The sequence below is a fragment of the Nonomuraea sp. NPDC002799 genome (assembly GCF_053592075.1).
Genome location: NZ_JBSFVA010000013.1, coordinates 66,761 through 87,511, shown reverse-complemented (window position 1 = coordinate 87,511; position 20,751 = coordinate 66,761). Strand labels below are relative to the sequence as shown.

The 20,751-nt window shown below is 70.6% G+C and carries 18 protein-coding genes; 8 read left to right on the top strand and 10 right to left on the bottom strand.

Annotated elements, in window-relative coordinates:
- Positions 1-37: 37 nt before the first annotated feature.
- Both ACWD0F_RS23980 and ACWD0F_RS23975 read right to left on the bottom strand, forming a co-directional pair.
- Positions 38-424 (bottom strand): SCO5389 family protein, encoded by a 387-nt coding sequence (locus ACWD0F_RS23980; protein WP_449878904.1) that lies wholly within the window; start codon positions 422-424, stop codon positions 38-40.
- Between the two features lie 71 nt (positions 425-495).
- Entirely contained in the window at positions 496-1,425 is a 930-nt protein-coding gene (locus ACWD0F_RS23975; protein ID WP_449878902.1) for an ATP-binding protein, read from the bottom strand.
- A gap of 67 nt (positions 1,426-1,492) precedes the next feature.
- Between ACWD0F_RS23975 and ACWD0F_RS23970 the strand changes: the two genes are divergently transcribed.
- Positions 1,493-1,972, top strand: coding sequence for a tetratricopeptide repeat protein (locus tag ACWD0F_RS23970; RefSeq protein WP_449878900.1), 480 nt, complete (start codon positions 1,493-1,495; stop codon positions 1,970-1,972).
- On the opposite strand, the gene ACWD0F_RS23965 is transcribed toward ACWD0F_RS23970, so the two are convergent.
- Entirely contained in the window at positions 1,969-3,363 is a 1,395-nt protein-coding gene (locus tag ACWD0F_RS23965; RefSeq protein WP_449878898.1) for an LCP family protein, read from the bottom strand. The two genes, ACWD0F_RS23970 and ACWD0F_RS23965, sit on opposite strands and share 4 nt — an antisense overlap.
- Positions 3,364-3,489: 126 nt before the next feature.
- On the opposite strand from ACWD0F_RS23965, the gene ACWD0F_RS23960 reads away from it, so the two are divergent.
- Both ACWD0F_RS23960 and ACWD0F_RS23955 read left to right on the top strand, forming a co-directional pair.
- The gene (locus ACWD0F_RS23960) at positions 3,490-4,212 is read left to right on the top strand and encodes a class I SAM-dependent methyltransferase (RefSeq protein ID WP_449878896.1); all 723 of its coding nucleotides are present in this window, start codon (positions 3,490-3,492) and stop codon (positions 4,210-4,212) included.
- A gap of 41 nt (positions 4,213-4,253) precedes the next feature.
- Complete coding sequence (locus ACWD0F_RS23955; RefSeq protein ID WP_449878894.1) at positions 4,254-5,684, top strand: MFS transporter; 1,431 nt, start codon at positions 4,254-4,256, stop codon at positions 5,682-5,684.
- On the opposite strand, the gene ACWD0F_RS23950 is transcribed toward ACWD0F_RS23955, so the two are convergent.
- The gene (locus ACWD0F_RS23950) at positions 5,662-6,219 is read right to left on the bottom strand and encodes a hypothetical protein (protein WP_449878892.1); all 558 of its coding nucleotides are present in this window, start codon (positions 6,217-6,219) and stop codon (positions 5,662-5,664) included. The two genes, ACWD0F_RS23955 and ACWD0F_RS23950, sit on opposite strands and share 23 nt — an antisense overlap.
- A 51-nt stretch (positions 6,220-6,270) precedes the next feature.
- Positions 6,271-6,942, bottom strand: coding sequence for a hypothetical protein (locus tag ACWD0F_RS23945; RefSeq protein ID WP_449878890.1), 672 nt, complete (start codon positions 6,940-6,942; stop codon positions 6,271-6,273).
- Positions 6,943-7,096: 154 nt separating this feature from the next.
- On the opposite strand from ACWD0F_RS23945, the gene ACWD0F_RS23940 reads away from it, so the two are divergent.
- Positions 7,097-7,606, top strand: coding sequence for a flavoprotein (locus ACWD0F_RS23940; RefSeq protein ID WP_449878888.1), 510 nt, complete (start codon positions 7,097-7,099; stop codon positions 7,604-7,606).
- 50 nt (positions 7,607-7,656) lie between these two features.
- Positions 7,657-8,619 (top strand): serine hydrolase domain-containing protein, encoded by a 963-nt coding sequence (locus ACWD0F_RS23935; RefSeq protein WP_449879186.1) that lies wholly within the window; start codon positions 7,657-7,659, stop codon positions 8,617-8,619.
- Between the two features lie 114 nt (positions 8,620-8,733).
- Here the strand turns inward: ACWD0F_RS23935 and ACWD0F_RS23930 are convergent, their stop codons facing one another.
- The gene (locus tag ACWD0F_RS23930; RefSeq protein WP_449878886.1) at positions 8,734-9,603 is read right to left on the bottom strand and encodes a LysR family transcriptional regulator; all 870 of its coding nucleotides are present in this window, start codon (positions 9,601-9,603) and stop codon (positions 8,734-8,736) included.
- Between the two features lie 71 nt (positions 9,604-9,674).
- Between ACWD0F_RS23930 and ACWD0F_RS23925 the strand changes: the two genes are divergently transcribed.
- Positions 9,675-10,553, top strand: a complete 879-nt coding sequence (locus ACWD0F_RS23925) for a 4-hydroxy-tetrahydrodipicolinate synthase family protein (RefSeq protein ID WP_449878884.1) — start codon at positions 9,675-9,677, stop codon at positions 10,551-10,553.
- Between the two features lie 191 nt (positions 10,554-10,744).
- Positions 10,745-11,119, top strand: coding sequence for a MarR family transcriptional regulator (locus ACWD0F_RS23920; RefSeq protein WP_449878882.1), 375 nt, complete (start codon positions 10,745-10,747; stop codon positions 11,117-11,119).
- 70 nt (positions 11,120-11,189) lie between these two features.
- On the opposite strand, the gene ACWD0F_RS23915 is transcribed toward ACWD0F_RS23920, so the two are convergent.
- The 3 genes from ACWD0F_RS23915 to ACWD0F_RS23905 are packed head-to-tail and all read right to left on the bottom strand — an operon-like array spanning position 11,190 to position 18,601.
- The gene (locus tag ACWD0F_RS23915) at positions 11,190-16,007 is read right to left on the bottom strand and encodes a DNA repair ATPase (RefSeq protein ID WP_449878880.1); all 4,818 of its coding nucleotides are present in this window, start codon (positions 16,005-16,007) and stop codon (positions 11,190-11,192) included.
- A 6-nt stretch (positions 16,008-16,013) separates the two neighbouring features.
- The gene (locus ACWD0F_RS23910; RefSeq protein WP_449878878.1) at positions 16,014-18,110 is read right to left on the bottom strand and encodes a flotillin family protein; all 2,097 of its coding nucleotides are present in this window, start codon (positions 18,108-18,110) and stop codon (positions 16,014-16,016) included.
- Positions 18,110-18,601 (bottom strand): hypothetical protein, encoded by a 492-nt coding sequence (locus tag ACWD0F_RS23905; protein ID WP_449878876.1) that lies wholly within the window; start codon positions 18,599-18,601, stop codon positions 18,110-18,112. The genes ACWD0F_RS23910 and ACWD0F_RS23905 overlap by 1 nt, the downstream gene beginning before the upstream one ends.
- A 205-nt stretch (positions 18,602-18,806) precedes the next feature.
- Between ACWD0F_RS23905 and ACWD0F_RS23900 the strand changes: the two genes are divergently transcribed.
- Positions 18,807-19,718 carry an NADP-dependent oxidoreductase gene (locus tag ACWD0F_RS23900; protein ID WP_449879185.1) on the top strand — a complete coding sequence of 304 codons (912 nt, stop codon included), beginning with the start codon at positions 18,807-18,809 and terminating at the stop codon, positions 19,716-19,718.
- A 19-nt stretch (positions 19,719-19,737) separates the two neighbouring features.
- On the opposite strand, the gene ACWD0F_RS23895 is transcribed toward ACWD0F_RS23900, so the two are convergent.
- Complete coding sequence (locus tag ACWD0F_RS23895; protein WP_449878874.1) at positions 19,738-20,652, bottom strand: aminoglycoside phosphotransferase family protein; 915 nt, start codon at positions 20,650-20,652, stop codon at positions 19,738-19,740.
- Positions 20,653-20,751 lie beyond the last annotated feature (99 nt).

The window sequence follows — 20,751 nt, the reverse complement described above, 5'->3', positions numbered from 1 at the left end:
CGGCGAGCCGGGAGACGCCGGCTCGCCGGGTGGGGGTTCAGCAGTCCACCAGCTCCGGTTCCTGGTTGAGGATCTGGGCTCTCGGCGTGACGAAGTCCGCCAGCGCCTTCGTGGCCGCCGGGTCGAAGACGGCCACCCGATGGCAGTTCTGGAAGGCCAGCCGCATCCCGAAGTGGCGCTCCAGCGCGCCGCGCATGGAGTCGCTCGCCAGGCAGCGCAGGAGCTGACCGCGGGCCTCCTCCGACGGCGGTGGCACCTGGTTGTCGGCGAACTCGGCCCCGCTGTGCTCACGCTGCTTGACCAGCTCGCTGATCAGCGACCACGCGTAGGGGAGGGAGTCGCGGACGCAACGGATGAAGGCGGCGTCGTCCACGTCACCGGCTCTCGCCTGGTCGAGCAGATCGTTCGGAACGGTCAGCGACATGCTGTCTCCTCTCGAAGGGGGTCAAATCTGACGCTAAGTCGAAAAGCGGTAACGCTCCAGGTGTCAGTTCGTCAGGGACCGTAGACGAAGTCCGGATCTATCTGGACGGACAGGTCGAAGCCGACCCGCTCGTTACCCCACGCCTGCGCGTTGCGAAGGTGGAACTCCACGGTCTGCCGGCCGAAGCGCGCCCAGTCCTTCTCCTGCTCATCGAGGGTTTTGCGGAGCGCGGCCAGGGCGTCGGCGTTGGCGGGCTCCAGGTCGGTGAGCGCGAAGTGGCGGCCCTGCTCCATGGCACGGACGGCGGCGGAGTGCTCCATCCAGGTGAGGAGATCGTCACCTACGTGCTCACGCAGGAAGTCGACGTCGGAAGGACCGTGCACCTTGTTGCCGATCACGGCGAGGGCGACGCCGTACTTGGCGGCGTAATCGCGGTATTGCCGGTAGACGCTCACGCCCTGCCTGGTCGGCTCGGCGACGAGGAAGGTCAGGTCGAAGCGGGTGAACAGGCCGGAGGCGAAGGAGTCGGCGCCGGCCGTCATGTCGACCACGACGTATTCGCCCGGGCCGTCGACCAGGTGGTTGAGCAGCAGCTCCACCGCGCCGACCTTGGAGTGGTAGCAGGCCACGCCGAGGTCGTCCTCGCTGAACGGGCCCGTCGCCAGCAGGCGCAGGCCGTCGGGGGTGGCGAGGGAGCAGGGGTCGGCGGCCAGGTCGTCGAAGGTGAGCAGCGTGGAGCCGCGGCCGGGCGGCGTGGTCTTGACCATGGCGTCGGCGGCGGGGATGCGCGGGTTGCTGCCGCGCAGCCGGTCCTTGATCTCGCCGAGATGGGCGCCGAGGGGCTCGGGCTGCCGGTCGAGGCCGAGGACGAGGGCCAGGTGCTGGTTGATGTCGGCGTCCATGGCGACCACCGGGTCGCCCTGGCTCGCCACGTGCCTGGCGAACAGCGCCGACATCGTCGTCTTGCCGCTGCCGCCCTTTCCGACGAACGCCACTCTCACTGCTGACTCCAGGTGGAATGAAAATCGTTTCCGTTTGAACTGGTCCTCATCATGCCACACTCCGTGCATGCGTGATGGGGAATTGGCCCGTGCCGTGCGGCTCCGGGAGGAGGGTGCGCACGAGCAGGCTCGTGCGGTGCTCGTGGAGCTGGCCCGGCGGCATCCCGAGGATGCCGAGGTGGCTTACCAGACGGCGTGGGCGCACGACGTGCTCGGCCTGGAGGCCGCGGCGGTGCCCTACTACGAGCAAGCCCTGGCGGGGCCGGGGCTGAGCGACGGCGATCGGCTGGGGGTCTACACCGGGCTCGGCAGCACGCTGCGCGTGCTCGGGCGCTACGCGGAGGCGCTGGAGACGTTCACGCGGGGGCTGGCGGAGTTTCCCGAAGACGCGGGGCTGCGCACGTTCATGGCGATGGCGCTGCACAACGCCGGGCGCTCCGGCGAGGCGGTCTCGGTGCTGCTCAAGGTGGTCGCCGAGTCGGACCGGTCGGGGCCTTACCGGCGGGCCATCGCGTACTACGCCGACAACCTGGACGAGACGGTCTAGGCGCAGGTCGCGTCGAGGGTGACCGGGTCGTCCTGACTCGGCGACTGTGACGGCGACGGCGACGGCGACGGTGTACGCGCGTCGGTGGCGGACCTGGTCGTGTGGCGCTCGTCGAGGGCGTCGGAGACCTTGCGGCGGATGAGATACCAGTCGGGGTCGGCCGTGACGATCAGCGGCGGCACGAAGTTGAGGCTGCGGATCTTGGTCTCCTTGACCTTCTGCGACAGGTCCACGACGGCCGGCAGCAGGTCCTGCGGGAGGTCGGTGGAGATGGCGCGCTTCGTGGCCGCGGCCAGCCGTTCGAAGCTGTTGAGCACGGTCATCGGATCGGCCTGCTTGGCGACGGCGTTGAGCAGGCACTTCTGGCGTCCCATACGGACGTAGTCGTCGCTGTCGGTGCGGGAGCGGCCGTACCAGAGGGCCTGCTCGCCGGTCAGCTTGCGGGTGCCGGCGGGGATCAGGCCCTCGCGGTGGCGGCCGTAGACGATGGGCTCCTTGATGGTGACCCGCACGCCGTTCATGGCGTCGATGATCTCGGCGAAGCCCTTCATGTCGACCATGGCGTAGTAGTTCACCGGGATGCCCAGCATGTCGCCGACGGTCTGCTTGATCAGGGCCGGGCCGCGTTTGCCCTTCTCCACGCCCGGCACCATGTCCGGGTGGTCCTCGGCGTACTGGAAGATCTCGTTGAGCAGGCCCGGGGTGTCGGGGCCGCTGCCGGTGAAGCCGAAGGGGAAGCGGGCCCTGGCCGGGCCGTGCGGGAGTTGCACCTGCTGGAGGTTGCGTGGCAGGCCGAACAGCGTGGTCGCGCCGGTCTCGACGTCCACGCTGGCCACGGTCATGCTGTCGGTGCGCACGCCGGGCCTGCTGGGCGCCGAGTCGCCGCCGAGCAGCAGGAAGTTGACGCGCTCCGCGCCGCTCCACGGATCGTGGGCCAGGACGGGCGCGGTGCCGGTCGTGGGGAACAGGGAGTTGACGACGTCGCGGGAGACGTAGGCGAGCCTGGTGGCGTAGGCGGTGGGGGCCAGGACCAGGGCGCAGAGGGCGACGGCCAGCGCCGTGGTCAGGAAGCGGCCGACGGTGTCGGAGCGCGCGGGGCGTACGAGGACGAACGACCAGACGATCACGCCGGTCCAGACGAGTGCGATCACCACCAGCGCGACGGTGAGCACGATCAGCCAGCGGGGCTGGACCGCCAGCGACAGCAGGTTGGTGCTGAACGCGGTGAACACCGTGAGCACGAAGGCGAGCATCAGGACATAGGCGGCCATGAGCGTCAGACCGGTCTTGCGGCGTTCGGCGGCCAGGTGCGCCACTCCCCACAACAGGGCCGATCCCAGCGTCAGTGCGAGGCTCACGCCCAGGCCGAAATGTCGCTCTTTTCCTGTCATGCCTGGTCAAACCCCCATCGAGTGCCCATCTAAGCCACCTTAGTAATGCGTTGTGCGTCATCGGCGGTGTGCGGGGAAGGGTTCGGTCAATTCCCAGTCAAGTCCACCTTGAGATATAACGTGAGTGTGAGCAAGAGGCGCGGTAGCTACGGGTTCGACGCACCTTGGGCGCTGTCCGGTCTGCTGTTCGGGGCGATCGTGCTGCTGGCCCTGGGCGTGTTCTCGATCACCCTCGACATCGTGGCCGCGGGCCTCGCCTTCCTGTTCGGCGGGCTCTACACGCTGGCGAGCGCGGCCAGCTACCTCTACACGATCAGACGCGGCAAGTTCGCCGTCTGGGCGGAGGAGCTGGAGCGGCTGGCGGGCGACGAGCGGCTGCTCGACCTCGGCTGCGGGCGCGGCGCGGTGCTCATGCTGGCCGCCCGGCGGCTGGAGAAGGGCCGGGCGACCGGGGTCGATTCGTGGCGTTCCAGAACCGGCGGCGGGGAGTCGGCGGCCAGGGCCAACGCCGAGGCCGAGGGCGTCTCCGAGCGGGTGGAGCTGGTGACGGGCGACGTCCGGGAGTTGCCCTTCGACGACGGCGCGTTCGACGTGGTGGTGGCGAGCCAGTCGATCCACGACGTCCCCGGCGCGGAGGGTCGTGAGCGGGCCGTCCGCGAGGCGCACCGGGTGTTGCGGCCCGGCGGGCTGCTGCTGGTCGCCGACATCCAGCACACGGCCGCGTACGAGCGCACGCTCCGCGACTTAGGCGTCATCGACGTGCGCCGGCGCGACGCCGGCTGGCGGTTCTGGTACGGCGGCCCCTGGTTCGGCACAGGCATCCTGGAGGCCAGAAAGCCTTCCGCATAGGCACGTTTGCCCTCCGCCCGCCGGGTAAGCGGGATGACCTTATGAGCGACGTGGAAACCGGCACGATCAGCACGAGGGTGCCCGCACGGCTGGATCGGCTGCCGTGGTCGCGCTGGCACTGGATGATCGTCATAGGTCTGGGCACGGTCTGGATCCTCGACGGGCTCGAAGTCACCATCGTCGGCAACCTCTCGGCGCAGCTCGCCAAGCCGGGCAGCGGCCTGGACATCACCCAGGCGCAGGTCGCGGGCCTGGCCGCCGCGCTCTACGTGGCGGGGGCCTGCACGGGGGCGCTCTTCTTCGGCTGGCTGACCGACAGGTACGGCCGCAAGAAGTTGTTCATCCTCACGCTGGTCGTCTACCTGGCGGCCACGCTGCTGACCGCGTTCTCCTTCAGCGCGTGGTGGTTCTTCCTGTTCAGGTTCATGACGGGGTTCGGGATCGGCGGCGAGTACGCGGCCATCAACTCGGCCATCGACGAGCTCATCCCGAGCCGGCATCGGGGCCGCGTCGACATCATCATCAACGGCAGCTACTGGCTCGGCGCGGCGGGCGGCGCGCTGCTGACGGTCCCGCTGCTGAACGACCTGCCGGTGAACATCGGCTGGCGGGTGGCGTTCGGTCTCGGCGTGGTGCTGGGGCTGGCGATCCTGCTGGTCCGGCGGAACGTGCCGGAGAGCCCGCGCTGGTTGTTCATCCACGGCAGGGACCGGGAGGCGGAGGAGATCGTCGGCGACATCGAGCGGCAGATCGGCGGGGATCTGCCGGAGGCGACGGAGTCGATGACCATCCACCAGCGCAAGTCGATCGGGTTCGTCCGGATCGCGCACACGATGGTGGCGCTGTATCCCAAGCGGACCGTGCTGGGGTTGTCGCTCTTCATCGGCCAGGCGTTCCTCTACAACGCGATCACCTTCGGGTACGCGCAGATCCTGTCCACGTTCTTCAAGATCGACACGCATACCGGCTACTACTTCGCGGTCATCGCGGTCGGCAACTTCCTCGGCCCGCTGCTGCTCGGCCACCTCTTCGACACCATCGGTAGGGTGCCGATGATCTCGGCCACCTACATCGGCTCCGGGGTCCTGCTGCTGGGCACGGCCTGGCTGTTCAGCCAGGGTCTGCTCACCGCGGTGACGCTGACCGCGTGCTGGTCGGTGGTGCTCTTCGTGGCCTCGGCCGGGGCCTCGTCGGCCTACCTGACCGTGAGCGAGATCTTCCCGATGGAGACCAGGGCGATGGCCATCGCGTTCTTCTTCGCGATCGGGACCGGCGCCGGCGGCATCGCCGGACCGCTGATCTTCGCCTCGCTGGTCGAGAGCGGGAAGCTGGCGGACACCGCGCTCGCCTTCGCCATCGGCGGAATCGTGATGATCGTCGGCGGGCTGGTCGAGGTGTTCCTCGGGGTCAAGGCCGAAGGAAAGGGACTGGAGGCCATCGCGCCGCCGCTCACGGCGGTGAAGGACGCATGACCCGCAGCGCGCGGGTGCTGTCGGTCAGATAGAGGTGCGGAACGTCCACGAACACCCGCATGGGGCCGCGCTCCCTGCGGAGTTCGCGGGCCATGTGCGCGTGGACGTCGGCCAGCGGCACATAGTTGAGGTAGCTGGTGTAGGCGTTCTGCGAGCGGAAGGCCGCGGTCATGACGAGCTCGCCCTGCCTGATCCGGAACGCCAGCCCGGCCAGGCACGGCACCGCGTCGTGGGGCTCGCCCGGGGTGGTCAGCGAGATCCACGCGCTCTTGCTGTACGGCCGCGCCCGCAGCAGGTCGGCCGCCCAGCCGAGCTGCCCCCTGATCCGGGCCCCGTAGCTGTACTTGAACGGCGGCACGATCACGTCCTCGCTGAACTTCCTGCCGTACAGCGCCAGCCGGTCCCGATCGCCGTACCGCTCGATGATCGGATCGTCCCTGCTGACCCTGGCGATCTCGAACAGCACGGCCGGTCCTTCGATGACGGGGCCCCTGTCATCAAGGGCGAGCCGCCCCGCCGACCAGACATGGCGCATCAACCAGATCCACGCCTCCCCACACGACGCCCATTGTGCTGGGCCGGGCATTCAGGTCTCCACATGGGGGAATTCGTAGGGGTTGTGCGGCAGCCTGCGCCGTCTGCTCACGTTGCAGCGCACGTAGTAGACGGCGTAGTGGACCAGCGCGACGAGCAGGACGCCGGTCATGAGCGGGAGCAGGCTCGGCTCCTGGTCGCTGAGGCCGGTCACGCCGACGGTCAGGTAGGTGGAGTTGACCGTGGCCAGCGTCATGACGTTGATGCCGGGCCAGGTCAGGGGCGCGTACGTCTCGGGGAACCTCGGGTCCGTCGGGAGGTTCGGGCTCCAGCCGAGCTCGTCGCGGAGCCTGGTGACGTACAGGAGGCGGAAGTTGTTGATCGCCCGGGCCGTTCTGGCGTGCGCGTTGACCGCCTCGATGAGGCGCAGGAACGGCAGGACGCTGAGCAGGCCGAACGCGGTGACGAGGGCGAACAGGTACCACGGCACCCGCTGCCACTCCGTCAGGCTCTGCGGGTCGACCACCTTGGCGCTGGTCAGGGCGATGGCCGCGAGGAACGGTCCGGACAGCAGGCTCAGCGCGAGCCTGGTCATCTTCAGCCGCTCTTCCTTGGCGGCGAGGTGGACCGCGTAGATGCCGGTGAAGTCCACCGCGGCAAGCTGGAGGAACTGGCTCGATGCCAGGTCGTCCGCTCTGACCATGCGATGGGAGGTCTTTCGCATGAGCACGCTCCTGGTGTGCGTACCTCCAGTATGAGCACTTTTTCCAAGATCGGACGGGCATTTCTACCATTTGTTCCAACAAATCACTACCGACGGCGGTCAGGCGCGTGGACCCTCTCAGCCCGCCGGAGCGGGCGCGTGACATCCTGCAACCGTGACCGAATCGCTGGGGAAGGTCCTCTACGTCATCGTCTGCGCAGCCGGACCGGCCTCGGAGGTCGGCCGCCTCATCGCCCTGGCGCGGGACGAGGGCTGGATCGTCCAGGTCATCGCCACGCCGTCAGCGCTCGACTTCATCGACGTGCCGGAGCTGGAACGGCTGACCGGGCGGCCGGTCCGCAGCCGCTACCGCAAGCCGTCCGAGCCGAAGCCGCCCCGGGCCGACGCGATCATCGTCGCCCCAGCCACGTTCAACACGATCAACAAGTTCGCCCTGGGCATCGCCGACACCTACGCGCTGGGGCTGCTGGCCGAGGCCCCGGGGCTCGGCATTCCCGTCGTGGTGGCGCCGTTCGTCAACAGCGGCCTCGCCGCCCGCACCCCGTTCCGGCGTAACATCGCGGAGTTGCGCGCCGACGGGGTCCGGGTGCTGCGTGAGCCCCTGGACTCCGAGTCCTTTCCGTGGGAACGCGCGCTGATGGAGTTGTCCGGACCCCGAGATTGAGCCCGGCGTCGTCCGAGGCGCCAGGAAGACAAGGGAGGACGATCGTGGCGATGGCCGCACGGGTCGACGAGGTTCTGCGGGAGGGCAAGGCCCCCGGCTTCCACGGTCTCGTGGTGCTGCGGGGCGGGGAGGTCGTGCTCGAACGTTATGGCGCCGGAGCGGACCACCGGGTCGGTGAGCCGCTGGGGCACGTGGACTTCGGCCGGGACACGTTGCACGACGTCCGGTCGGTGTCCAAGGGCGTCGTGGGGCTGCTGTACGGCATCGCGCTGGGCGAGGGGCTGGTGCCCGAACCTGACGCGGGGTTGTACGCCCAGTTCCCCGAACATCCCGATCTGATGGGTGATCCGGCGCGGGCCCGCATCACCATCGAGCACGTCCTCACCATGACGCTCGGGCTCGACTGGAACGAGGACGCGCCCTACACCAGCCCGGTCAACAGCGAGATCGCGATGGAGCTGGCCCCCGACCGGTACCGGTACGTGCTGGAGCGGCCTGTCGTCGAGGAGCCGGGGTTGCGCCGGGTGTACTGCGGCGGGGCGACCGCGCTGCTCGGCGGCGTCATCGCGCGCGGGACAGGCCGGCCGCTGGCGGAGTATGCCGCGAGCGCGCTGTTCGGGCCGCTCGGGATCGAGCGGTTCGAGTGGCGCCAGGGTGCCGACGGGCTGGCCATGGCCGCGGCGGGGCTGCGGTTGCGGCCGGTCGACCTGGCCGCCATCGGGCAGCTCGTGCTCGACGGCGGCCGGGGGATCGTGCCCGGGGACTGGATCCGGGACATGGCGCGGCCACGGGTGGCGATCGACGGCGACCTCGGCTACGGCTACCACTGGTACATGGACAGCGGCGAGCCCCGCTCGGTGCAGCTCATCGGGAACGGCGGGCAGCGTCTGGTCGTGCTGCCCGATGCGGGGCTGGTCGTCGCGGTGACCGCCGGTGAGTACGACGCCGATCCGGTCAGCGCACGCGCCGTACTCGACGCGGTACTCGACACCGGCGGGGAACAAGACCGCTAGCAGGGGCTTCTCGCGCACGGGACTGCTGGCCGGCGAGGCTGCCGGCCGACGCCTTGCGCACGAGGCAGCCGGCCGGCTCCGCGTGCACGAGGCCGTTTCAGTCGGGCGTGCCGCTCAGAGGGGCAGGTGGGCGATGGCCTGGTGGAAGGCCGCGATCGCGGCCCTGATCGCGGGGTGCCCGCCGTAGCCCTTACGGAACGCCGCCAGCGTGCGGCGGCTCAGGGGCAGGTGGGTGAGCCGCACCCCGGGCGGCGGATCGACGGCCGCCAGGCGCGGCACGAGCGCGACGCCCTGACCCGCCGCGGCGAACGCCAGCACGGTGTCGAAGTCGTCGATGTGGTGCCGGACCCGCGGCTCGAAGCCGGCCGCCTGACAGGCCCTGATCGCCATGGTGTGGCAGAGCGTGCCGGGCTTGTTGGTGATCCACGAGTCGGCGCGGGCATCGGCGACCGACGTCCGGTTCGTCAGGTACATCGGCTCGCTGAACAGCGGCTCGGTCTCGATCGACGTGTCGGTGACCGGGGGGACGAAGTCGTACTCGTGCACGAGCGCCACGTCCAGCTCGCCGGCCCGCAACGCGGCGGAGACGTCGGCGGGGTCGATCTCGGCCACCATCGGCTCCAGTCCGGGGTGCGCGCCGGTCAGTGCGGCGAGCGCGGGCGGCAGCAGCACGCGGGCCGCCGTCGGGAACGCGCCGATCCGCAGGGGCCCGGACGGCCCGCCGCGCGCCGCGGCGAGCGCGGCCGACGCGCGTTCGAGCTGTTCGAGCACGGCGTGCGCGTGCTCGACCAGCAGATGTCCGGCGGGCGTCAAGGTCACGGTGCGGCCCGTGCGTTCGAGAAGGGGCACGCCTGCCTCCCGCTCCAGGGCGCTGAGCTGCTGGGAGACCGCCGACGGCGTGAACGTGACGGCCTCGGCGACGGCCGCGATCGTGCCGCGCCTGGCGAGTTCGCGGAGCAGGTGGAGCTTGCGCGGGTCGAGCATAAGCTCAGCTTAATCTGAAAGCAAGAAATCGTCGCTGGACCTAATGGGTCCGGCCGGGTGACCCTTGAGGCATGCTGACAGGAATCCACGTACCGCTGGTCACCCCGTTCACCTCGTCGGGGGAGGTGGCGCTGGACGCCATCGAGAAGCTCGCCTATCACGTCCTCGACCAGGGCGCGGCCGGGCTGGTCGCGCTGGGCACCACCGGTGAGGTGGCCGCGCTCGACCCCGAGGAGCGGGCCGGCGTGATCGAGGTCTGCGCGGGCGTCTGCGCGCAGCGGCAGGCGCTGCTCACGGTGGGGGTCACCGGCAACGACACGCGCTCCACGGCACGGGCGCTGCGGAGCCTGCCGGACGGGGTGGGGGCCGCGCTGGTGACCGTGCCCTACTTCCTGCGGCCGGGCGAGCGCGGGGTCGTCGCGCACTTCGAGGCGCTGGCCGAGGAGACGCCGGTGCCGCTGGTGATCTACCACATTCCCTACCGGACGGGTCAGGCGGTCGGGGCGGGGACGTTGCGGCGGCTCGGCGCGCATCCGATGATCGCCGGGGTGAAGTACGCGGCGGGCGGGATCGACCAGGACGCCGTGGACCTGCTCGGGGACCTGCCCGAGGGGTTCGAGGTGCTGGGCGGCGACGACACGTTCGTCTCGCCGCTGCTCGCGCTGGGGGCGGCGGGCGGGATCCTCGCCTCCGCGCATCTGGAGACGCGGGCGTTCGCCGACCTGGTGGCGGCCTGGCACGCGGGCGACGTGACCACGGCCAGGTCGCTCGGGCACCGGCTGGCCAGGCTCTCCGCGGCGCTCTTCACCGAGCCGAACCCGACGGTGATCAAGGGCGTGCTGCACGCCCAGGGCCTGATCCCGACCCCGGACGTACGGTTGCCGCTGGTGCCGGCCGCCGCCGAGGCCGTGTCACGGGCTCACCAGGTAGCGGTACGTCCAGGCGAGTGACACGAGCCCCTGTCATCGGCACCCTGCCCATACGCCTCGGAAGTGGTAATTTCGTTCGGCCGAACGAAATGCGGGGGCGAGAGGCGGGACCGGTGGCGAGGGATGTTTCGGCTAAGCGAAAGAAATTACTCGAAGCGCTGGGCGTGGCCGGACGGGAGAGCGGCCACGCCGCCGTGACGTATCACGGCGCCATGAGCGAGCGGCTGGGCCTCGGCGGCACCGAGGAGAAGACCCTCGACCTGCTGCGACGTCTCGGACCCCTGACGGCGGGAGAGATCGCGCAGCACGCCGGCCTGGCCCCGGCGACGGTCAGCGGGCTCATCGACCGGCTGGAGGCCAAGTGGCTGGTCCGCCGCGTCCGCGACATCCGGGACCGGCGCCGCGTCATCGTGGAGATCAACCACGAGCGGCTGGCCGGGTTCGACGAGCTGTACGAGCCGTTCGTGACGGCGCTGGCCCGGCTCTACGAGCGTTACACCGACGAGGAGCTGGCGCTGATCCTCGACTTCCTCGACCACGCCACGTCGCTCCAGCGGGCGGCCACCGTGGCGCTCACCGAGCAATGACCGGACCGGAGCCGCGGCGGTCCTCAGCGGAGCTCCCCGAGTAGGCACGGCTCCGGAGTTGCGGCGGTCCTCAGCGATCGGTTTCCCGGATCGCCGAGCCGACCTCGCCCACCCGGTCGGCCAGCAGGCCGATGGCGCCCACCGCCCTGGTCATCGGATCGTCGCCGGCGCCCCCGAGCGCCTTGGCCCTGAGATAGGCGGCCTTGATCAGCGCCCAGCGCTCGGCCTGGGCGGGGGTGAGGCGGCCGCGCAGCTCGGCCAGCTTGAGCAGGTTGGCCTCGGCGTCCGTGGTCAGCGTCTGCGCCTCGCCCGCGTAGTGGTCGTCGATCACCGCTTCCAGCTCGGCGTCGTTCATGGCGGGGACGATGCGCTCGGCCAGCTTGTTCATGTTCCGGTACGACCCCTGCAACCGGAACGGCGGCTCGGTCCTGGCGGCGTCGGACTGGGCGGCCGAGGCGATATAGGCCCGGTTGCCGGCCAGGACGACCTCCTGGACGCGCGCCAGCTTGGCCAGGACGCTGAGCATCTGGTCGAGCTCCGGCTTGGTGTAGGGGTGCCGGAGCTGGTCGGGCCGGACCGTCGTGTCGCCCTTGGCCAGGCGTACCAGCAGCTCCACGTCCGAGCGGTCACGGCCGGACAGGGGCGCGAGGACCGGGTTGGAGGTGAGGGCGTTGTCGATGTAGCTGAGGGCGAACAGGTCGTCCTGACCGGACAGGACGTCGCCCAGGTTCCACACGTCGGCCCGGTTGGCCAGCATGTCGGGCAGGCGGAAGCGCCGCCCCGACTCGGTGTACGGGTTGCCCGCCATGCACACCGCGAACCGCTTCCCGCGCAGGTCGTAGGTGCGGGTACGACCGTTCCACACACCCTCGATGCGGCGCTGGGCGTCACAGAGGGAGATGAACTTCTGCAGCAGCTCCGGCGAGGTGTGCTGGATGTCGTCCAGGTAGAGCAGCGTGTTGTTGCCCGTCTCCAGCGCGAACGAGATCTTCTCCACCTCCTGCCTGGCCGTCGCGTCGGGTGCGTCCGCCGGGTCCAGCGAGGTCACCCCGTGGCCGAGCGCGGGGCCGTTCACCTTGACGAACACCAGGCCGAGGCGGCTGGCGACGTACTCCATCAGGGTCGTCTTGCCGTAGCCGGGCGGTGAGATGAGCAGCAGGAGGCCCATCTGGTCGGTGCGCTTGCCCGCGCCGGACGCGCCGAGCTGCTTGGCCAGGTTGCCGCCGATGAGCGGCAGGTAGACCTCGTCGAGCAGGCGGTTGCGGACGAAGGCGCTCATGACCTTGGGCTTGTACTCGTCCAGGCGCAGGCGGGCGCGCTCGGCCTCGACCAGCTCGGTCCTGCGGCGCTGGTAGGCGCGGTAGGCGGGGACACGTTCGTGCCGGAACCGGCGGGTCCTGGCCAGGAGCTCGTCGAGGCGGAGCTCCAGCTTGCGGTCGTGGATGCGAGGGTGGGTGCCGAGCAGACCTTCGACGGTTTCCGCGGTGCTCGCGCTGGAGTCCTGGCGGGGGAGGTCGCACAGCAGCACGGCGATGGCCTCCGGCACCTCCGGGCCCTGGTGGTAGGCGGTCATCCAGGCCCGGGCGAGCTGGAGGCGGTCGGGCAGGGCGACCGCTTCGAGGTCCGCCTCGAACTCGCGCGTCTTGGCCGGGCCGAGCGCCTGGCGGAAACCGTCCAGGACGTCACGGGCCGCCTTGCTGGTGACGAACCCGATCGGGCTCTCGCCCAGCTCCTCGACCAGATACTCCCCGGCCGGCCCCGCCACGGCGCCGGGCGCGCTCGCCAAGCTTGTCAGGAACGCCGCGATGCGGCCGCTCAGCTCCGCGGCCAGCGCCTCCAGCGCCGGCGTGACGCCGAAGATCGTCCTGGCCCTGACCAGGGACATCGCGCGGGTGGTGAATGTTGCACGTGAAACCTCGTCCACCCCGAACGCCCAGAACACCTGGGCCGCCGCCCGGACCTCGGCCGGATAGCGCAGCAGCCCGGCGCCCTCCCGCAACCGCACCAAGGCGTCCAGGATGGCCGTGGCGTCGTGGTCGTGGACACCGCGCTCGTACCCCTCGTCGTACCGGGACTCGGCGGCCTGCCGGACCAGCTCCGCGAGCGGCGCTCCCGGAGCGGCCGAGTCCAGCAGCGAGGCGGCCAGGTGTTCGGCGCGGTAGACCTCCGGCGTCTCCGACACCAGGAGCTGGTCCCAGAAGGGCCGGGTGTCGGCGAACGCGGCCGGGACGGGCGCGCGGTAGTCGGTGCCGGTGATCGCGAAGTGCATGGCGCCGTCGTGCGGCACCAGCGTCAGGTCGATGGGCTGGGTGTTCACGGCGAAGCGGTGGTGGCCCAGGCGCAGGGTCTCGCCGCCGTCGGTGAACAGGTCCAGCCGGTCGCGCAGCGCTCGCGCGGCCTCCTGCTGGGCCGCCTTGACCCGCCCGTCCAGCTCCTCGGCCCGTACGGCGTCGCCGAGCGCGCGCAGCTCGGCGGCGGCCGAGCGCACCTTGGCCACCATCGGGTCGGTGGCGAAGTAGGTGTTGACCTCGTCCATGGACGCCAGCGACGCCAGCCGCCGCGTGACGCTGCCCAGGATGCGCTCGGCGGAGGAGAACAGGCGGTCGGCGCGGCGGGCGAGGGCGTCGAGCTGGGTCTGCTTGCGGGCGGAGAACGCCTCGTAGACGTCCTCGCGCTTGGCCGAGAGCTGCGCGGCGAAGTCGTCGAACTCGCCGAAGCGGGACTCCAGGGTCTCGACCTGGAGCATCAGCCGGCCGAGCTGCTCGTCGCACTTCTCGGGGCTGTCGGCCATCGCCAGCGAGCCGGTGATGGCCTGGCCGAGCAGGGCGAACTCGGCGGCGAAGGCGGCCCGGCCCTCCGCGCCCAGCAGCTCGCGGCGGCGGCCGTCCAGAAGGGCGCGGGCCCGGTTCACGCCGCCGAGGACCTCGGCGATCCGGCCCAGGATCGAGGTGCGGACGGTCGCGTCGGCGATGTCCAGCGAGCCGACGACCTCCGTCACCACCTCCAGCCCCTCGGACTGGGCGGCCAGCCGGTCGGCGATCGGCTCCGCCGTGGCCACCGTGGCGATGGCGGCGGCCTCGGCGGCCAGCGTCTCGACGGCCGCGTGGTAGGCGGTGAACGCGTCCGCGCCCTCCAGGAAGGCGACGGCCCGCCGGCCGACCGAGGCCAGCTCCCCGGTCACGGAGGCGGCCAGCGTGTCCAGGGCGGTGAGGTCGATGTAGCGGACCTCGCGCAGGGTCACCAGGCGGCCCTGGGTCCTGCGCAGCCTGGCCAGCGTGCTGACCCAGGCGTCGGCGGTGCCCGGATTGTCGGCGCGCGCCTGGCGTACCAGGTGGGTGGTCTCCTCGGTGGCCTCGGCGAGGGTCCGCGCGGCCTGGCGGGTGAGTTGCTCGACGTTCTCGTACTCGTCGAGCACCTGCTCGGCGGTGGCGCGGACGTCGGCGAGCGGCGCGCGCAGGCCGTGCTCGCCGAGCCAGTGGTAGGAGTCGAAGGAGCGTGTGCACGCGGCGATCAGCGCCTCGAACGTGGCCGTCGAGGGCGCCATCTCCTCGACCATGCGGGAGACCGACAGGCAGTCGGAGACGCCCCGGACCAGCTCGGCGTTGCCGATGCGCTCCAGCGGGCCCGTGCCCGCGGGCTGGGCGGCGGCGTAGGTGTCGGACACGTACGGGGTCTGCCACACCTGCATCGGGTGGACCCGGGTCGGCTCGTCGGAGGTGGCGCGGAAGACCACCATGGTGCCGTCGTCGAACAGCGAGTAGCCGTGGCAGACGATGGGGTTGGCCACCTCCTTCCTGATCACGTTGTACGGCAGCAACAACGACCGGCCGTCGCCCCTGGCGTGGAAGACGTACAGGACGTCCTCGCCGTTGGGGGAGCGGACCACCCGCTCGAACTCCAGGCCCGTCACGTCCGTGTCGAACGTCTTGCTGAGCCCCGTGGTCAGGTAGTAACCGCCGGGGAAGATCAGCCCCTGGTCCTCGGGCAGCCGCCGGCACGCCTGGCCGATGCCGTCGAGCCTGACGACGGACTTGGTGCGGGTGTTGAAGACCAGGTGACGCCGCTCGTCCTCCTTGTACGGCCTGATCCGCATGAGGATGAGCGGCCCCACCCTGGCGTGCTCGACGTCGGCGTCCGCCAGACTCTGCAGCGGCTCGGCGACCGGCTCGGCGTAGATGCCGGCGCCGGTCTCCGTGTTGTCCTCGACCTTGATGGTGAGGTCGCCGCCGACCGTCTCGACGAACACCTCGCCGCCGATGGAGATGTGCGGATGGCGGCCGAGGACGTGGTCGTCGCGGGTGGCCGGCGTCCACTCGAAGTCGTGCGACGGAGGAAAGACGTGGTCACGCTCTCCCTGGTTGTCCACATACGCCGGGGCCCCGCCGGTGCCGGCCGTCCAGCGCAGCACCCGCAGATCGGCGGGCCCGGTCTGGAAGACGGCCAGCAGTTTGCCCTCGACCCGCCTGAGCTGCTGGAGCCGCGTCTCCTTGTAGTAGCGGTAGAGCTCGGCGAAGTCCTTCCTGAACGCCGGATCCTCCAGCGCCGCCAGTTTGTCGGCGTCGAACCGGAACGCGTCGCCGTCCCTGGAGAAACGGTGCACCGCGAACACGTCCGCCACCGTCGTCTCCGGCTTGAGCCCGATGAAGACGTTGTAACCGAACAACATCACGTCGCCCAGGGAGACGATGTCCCTGGGGACGCAGTTGTTCTCGGTGCGGATCCGCTCGGTGCCCAGCAGGCGCAACTCCGCGCCGCCGAAGACGCGCAGCCGCTCCTTGTTGACCGTCTCGGCCGCCGCCGTCAGGGCCTTGGCCTGGGCCTGGAGCCGGTTCCTGAGGACTTCGTACGTCCCCGCCTCCAGCTCGGGGCCGGCTTCCACCGTACTCACAGATCGTCAGCCCTTCGCCCCGGCCAGCGCCGCCACCGGGGAGTCGGCCACCCCCAGGCGGCGGGCGGTGTCCAGCAGCTCGCCGAGCGCGGTCGTCTGCGGGCCGCCGTTCTGGATGAGCCGCAGGAGCAGGGCGGAGACGGTCAGGTTCTTGAGATCCTCGGAGCGTACGCCGCCGACCACGCTCGCGAGGTCGGTCGCCAGGCTGGCCGTCCCGTTGACGTACGGGGAGACGATCGCCCCGGCGACCTGCGAGTGCCCCACGAACCCGTCCACGACCTTGCCCGCGGTGATCGAGCCGACCACCTTGTCGAAGAACATCGTGTCGCCGCCGACGATGTCGATGTTGGCCTTGGCCAGGCCCGCGGCCAGCACGCTCGCCTGCGACTCGGCCACCTGCCGTGACACGTCGATGTGCTTGAGGCTGATCTCCTTGTCGGCCTCCAGGCGCAGGCGGTACTCCTCGTGCCCCCGGCTGGCGTCGTCCAGCGCCGCCATCGCGGCCGCCTTCTGCGTCAGGCCCTCGGCCTCCGCCTTCAGCTTCTCGCCCACCGCGGTGGCCCCGGCCAGCGCCATGGCCTGCTCGCCCTCGGCCCTGGCCTTGAGCCGGTCGCCCTCGACCAGCGCCATCGCCCTGGCGCCCGCGGCCTCGGCCGCCAGCTTCTCCTTCAGCACCAGCGCCTCGGCGCGGCCGATCTTCTCGATGGCGTCGGCGTCGCGCTCCCTGACCTGCACCTGCGCCAGCCCGCCGGCGGCCGCCTCGGCCTGCACGCCCTCGGCCAGCCGGATCTTGGCGCGGGCGTCCAGCTCGGCGGCCTGCTGCCGCGCCTCGGCGAGCACCAGCTCCTCGCGGGCCCGGAACTTCGAGGCGGTCTCCGCGGCCTCGGCCGCCTTGATGCCCTTGACCAGGTTCTCCTGGGCCTCGGCCTCAGCGGCGATGATCACCTGCTGGCGGGTGCGCTCGGCCTCCTCGACCACGCGCAGCCGCTTGATGCTCTCCTCCTGCTCGGCCACGGTCTTGTCGACCGCGATGCGCTCGCGGATGACCTCGGCGATGGCCCGCTTCTCGGTCTCGACCTCTTTGTCCTTGGCGATGCGGGACAGCTCGGTCTCGCGTTCGCGGGCGATGACCTCCAGGAGGCGGTCCTTCTCGATGCGCTCGGACTCGATCGCGATCACGCGCTCGCGGTTCTTCTCGGCGACCGCGACCTCGCGAGCCTGGTTCTCCTGCTGCACGCCGAGCTGCTCGTCGGTCTTGATGCTGGCGGTCATCGCGCGCAGCCGCTCCTCGGCCTGTACGCGGGCGACCTCCGCCTCCTCGCGGGCCTTGACCGTCTCGATCTCGCGGCGCTGCTTCATCTCGGCGTCGGCCTGGCGGCGCTGGAGTTCGAGTATGGCCTCGCGGGCGTCGACGTTCTGGCGGGTGATCTCCTTCTCCTCGTTGCGCTGGAACTCGTTCGTGCGCACGTGCTCGATGGCCGTGAGCTCGGTGATCTTCCTGATGCCCTGCGCGTCGAGGATGTTGCTCCGGTCGAGCTGGAGCAGCGCGGTCTGCTCCAGGTGGTCGATGGCGGCGTCTTCGAGGCTGTAACCGTTCAGGTCGGTGCCGATGAGCCGGATGATCTCATCGCGGAACTCGTCACGCTTGGTGTAGAGGTCGACGAAGTCGAGGTGCTTGCCCGCCGTCTTCAGCGCCTCGGAGAACTTGGCGTTGAACAGCTCCTGCAGCGTCGTCTCGTCGCTGGCCCTGGCGGTGCCGATGGCCTGGGCGACCTTGATGACGTCCTCGGCGGTCTTGTTCACACGGACGAAGAAGGTGATCTTGATGTCGGCCCTGATGTTGTCGCGGCAGATCAGGCCCTCGCGGCCGGCCCGCTCGATCTCGATGGTCTTCACCGAGATGTCCATGATCTCGGCCTTGTGGACCACCGGCAGCACCACCGCCCCGGTGAATGTCACGTCGACGCGGTTGACCTTCGACACGATCAGCGCCTTGCCCTGTTCGACCTTGCGGAAAAGGCGGCCGACGACGAGGAGAAGGCCAATCACGATGACCAGGATGACGGCGAGGAATATTCCGAAACCGGTGGAGATGACGTCCATCAGAGCTCGCTTTCGTAGGGCATGACCCAGAAGAATTCGCCGTCTTTGTCGTATTCGAAGATGAGGGCGTTGTCGCCGCGCATCAGGCGGTCCTGGCCGGTGGTGCGTACCTGCACGACCGCGGACGAGCCGTCGGCCGCGGTGACCTCGGCCTGGCCGAAGCCGGGGGTCGCGGTGCCGGTGCGGATGACGCACATCTGGCCCACGAAGTCGCCGCGCGAGTGCCGGTGCCCGCCAGGGAAAAGCCTGCGCAGCGCGATCAGCAGGCCGCGGACGGCCAGCCAGGCACCGCCCAGGGCGGCGAAGGGGACGACGACGAGCAGACCCCCGCCCACCACCACCCCGCCGACCAGACAGAGCAGCCAGGCCAGCGCGATCAGCAGCGAGAGTGTGACGCCCGCCGGGGCTCCCCCGAGACCCAGCCAGGCGGCGTCGTCCTCCAGCTCGAACAGTCCCGTGACGACAGCCAGCCAATAACCGGTTACCACCACGAGCAGGAAAGTGAAAATGACCGTTGGAAAGCTCAGTGCAGCCGCTATGAACCCGCTCATCCCGCCTCGGTTTGTGCCCCGTCCCCGTGTAGTCCCGCCGGACTATATCTAGATAAAGTGCGACTAAAGCTGAAAGTTCCCAAAATGTCTAGTGACTTGACCTCAAGCATGGTTGGGGTTGCAGGCTGGGCCCATGAGCGAAGTGATGAGGGCCGCCGCCTTCGCGGCGCCGGGCGGTCCCGAGGTGCTGAAGACGATGGAACTGCCCGCCCCTCAGGCGGGGCCTGGACAGGTCCGGGTACGCGTGCGGGCAGCCGGCGTGCAGCCCTTCGACACGGCCGTGCGGGCCGGCTGGCTGCCGCCGTACCTGGGGGACGTGCCGTGGCCGCGGATCCCCGGCAACGAGTTCGCCGGCGTGGTGGACCAGGTGGGCGAAGGCGTGACCGGAGTGGCCCTGGGCAGTGAGGTGCTCGGGTTCTGCGTGCTGTTCGCCTACGCCGAGTACGTCGTGGTGCCGGCGGCGAACGTGGCCCCCAAACCGGCGGGCGTGCCCTGGGAGGTGGCCGGCGGGCTGACCTCGGGCGTACAGACCGCCGAGCTGGCCGTCGACGGGATCGCTCTCGCGGCGGGCGAGACGCTGCTCGTGCACGGCGCGGCCGGGTCCGTGGGCACGGCGGCCGTGCAGATCGCCAGAAGGCGCGGGGCCACCGTGATCGGCACCGCGCGCGAGGTCAACCACGACTACCTGCGCGACCTCGGCGCCGTCCCCGTCGCCTACGGGGACGGGCTCGCCGACCGGGTGCGGGAGCTGGCGCCCGGCGGGATCGACGCGGCCCTGGACGGGGCCGGCGGGCATGCGCTGGAGGTCTCGATCGAGCTGGTCAAGGACCGCGGGCGGATCGTGACCCTGGTCGAGCATGGCAAGGCGGCCGAGCTGGGCGTGCGCCTCGTCCAGGGCGAGCGGTCCGCCGAGCGGCTGGGGCGCTACGCCGCGCTGTACGCGGAGGGGGCGTTCGTATTCGCGGTGCGTCGGACGTACCGGCTGGAGGAGGCCGCGGCCGCGCACCGGGAGAGCGAGACCGGCCACGGCGCGGGCAAGATCGTCCTGACCGTCTGACCGACTGTGCCTGTGTGCGTCACAGGCGGTGGCGGATCGCCTCGGCGATGGCGAGCTGGATCTCGCCGAGCTCGCTCTCGCCGTCCTCGACGTCCCACAGGCAGTTCTGCAGCACCCGGCCGAGCGTCCAGCGGGCCGCCCGCCGCGCGTCGAGACCGAGCCCGTCCACCATGAAGTCGAAGCGCCGCAGCACCGCCCGCGGCACGTCCCCGGTCGCGACCACCTCGTCCCACCGGTTGTCCAGGGCGGGCATCAGGTCGAAGCCGGGGTCGCCGGCCAGCGGCTTGGGATCGATGCTCAGCCACGGCTCCCGGTCCGCGGCCAGGACGTTCTCGTAGTGCAGGTCCCAGTGCAGGAGCCGGTCGCCGGACTCGGCTACGACCTCGGCGACCGCGTCCGCGCACCGTCGCAGCCAGTGGCGGTCGTGCTCCTTCGGCAGCTTGGCCGCCGCCTCCGCCACGTCGTCGAGCATGACCAGGGCGATGTCCGCAAGGCGCCGCATCCCCTCCGGCGCGGGATGGGCGACCAGGCGGCGCAGCAGGCCGGTCAGGATGCCCAGCGCCGCCATCTCGTCCGGCACGTCGGCCAGGGAGCGGTCGGCCGTCAGCCGTTCGAGCAGCAGGGTGCCGGTTGCGGGGTCGGAGTCGAGCAGCAGCACGGAGCCGTCCCCGGCCCACGTTCGCAGGCCGGGGGCCTCCGTGTCGTTCTCGTCGGTGACGGGCTGGAGCTTGAGGGCCGCCTTGGTGCCGTCCGCACGGATCACGGGCAGGACGAGGGAGACCACCCCGTGCCGGGTCTCGCCGTCGAGCCGCAACCCCCACTCGTCGAGATAGCGCTCGGCCAGTGCGGGCAGCCCGGCGGACCAGGCGCGGCCGGCCTCGCCGTCGTACTTGACATGGGACGCTGTCAACGCGGCGGGAACCTTGATCCTCATACCCCCAGTCTGCCCGGGGTGCCCGTCCTAGGGCTTCCCCTTATCCCGTCCCTGGGGCGCTCGTGGCCGGCCGTCCCTACGCTGGTCAAGGGGTGATGG

Excerpts from the sequence above, each read along its gene's own strand:
- ACWD0F_RS23900 (WP_449879185.1), top strand. The coding sequence starts at position 18,807 with ATGAGGGCCGCCGCCTTCGCGGCGCCGGGCGGTCCCGAGGTGCTGAAG.
- ACWD0F_RS23970 (WP_449878900.1), top strand. The coding sequence starts at position 1,493 with ATGCGTGATGGGGAATTGGCCCGTGCCGTGCGGCTCCGGGAGGAGGGT.
- ACWD0F_RS23925 (WP_449878884.1), top strand. The coding sequence starts at position 9,675 with ATGCTGACAGGAATCCACGTACCGCTGGTCACCCCGTTCACCTCGTCG.
- ACWD0F_RS23980 (WP_449878904.1), bottom strand. The coding sequence starts at position 424 with ATGTCGCTGACCGTTCCGAACGATCTGCTCGACCAGGCGAGAGCCGGT.
- ACWD0F_RS23930 (WP_449878886.1), bottom strand. The coding sequence starts at position 9,603 with ATGCTCGACCCGCGCAAGCTCCACCTGCTCCGCGAACTCGCCAGGCGC.
- ACWD0F_RS23935 (WP_449879186.1), top strand. The coding sequence starts at position 7,657 with ATGGCCGCACGGGTCGACGAGGTTCTGCGGGAGGGCAAGGCCCCCGGC.
- ACWD0F_RS23895 (WP_449878874.1), bottom strand. The coding sequence starts at position 20,652 with ATGAGGATCAAGGTTCCCGCCGCGTTGACAGCGTCCCATGTCAAGTAC.
- ACWD0F_RS23945 (WP_449878890.1), bottom strand. The coding sequence starts at position 6,942 with ATGCGAAAGACCTCCCATCGCATGGTCAGAGCGGACGACCTGGCATCG.
- ACWD0F_RS23955 (WP_449878894.1), top strand. The coding sequence starts at position 4,254 with ATGAGCGACGTGGAAACCGGCACGATCAGCACGAGGGTGCCCGCACGG.
- ACWD0F_RS23910 (WP_449878878.1), bottom strand. The coding sequence starts at position 18,110 with ATGGACGTCATCTCCACCGGTTTCGGAATATTCCTCGCCGTCATCCTG.
- ACWD0F_RS23920 (WP_449878882.1), top strand. The coding sequence starts at position 10,745 with ATGAGCGAGCGGCTGGGCCTCGGCGGCACCGAGGAGAAGACCCTCGAC.
- ACWD0F_RS23950 (WP_449878892.1), bottom strand. The coding sequence starts at position 6,219 with ATGCGCCATGTCTGGTCGGCGGGGCGGCTCGCCCTTGATGACAGGGGC.
- ACWD0F_RS23965 (WP_449878898.1), bottom strand. The coding sequence starts at position 3,363 with ATGACAGGAAAAGAGCGACATTTCGGCCTGGGCGTGAGCCTCGCACTG.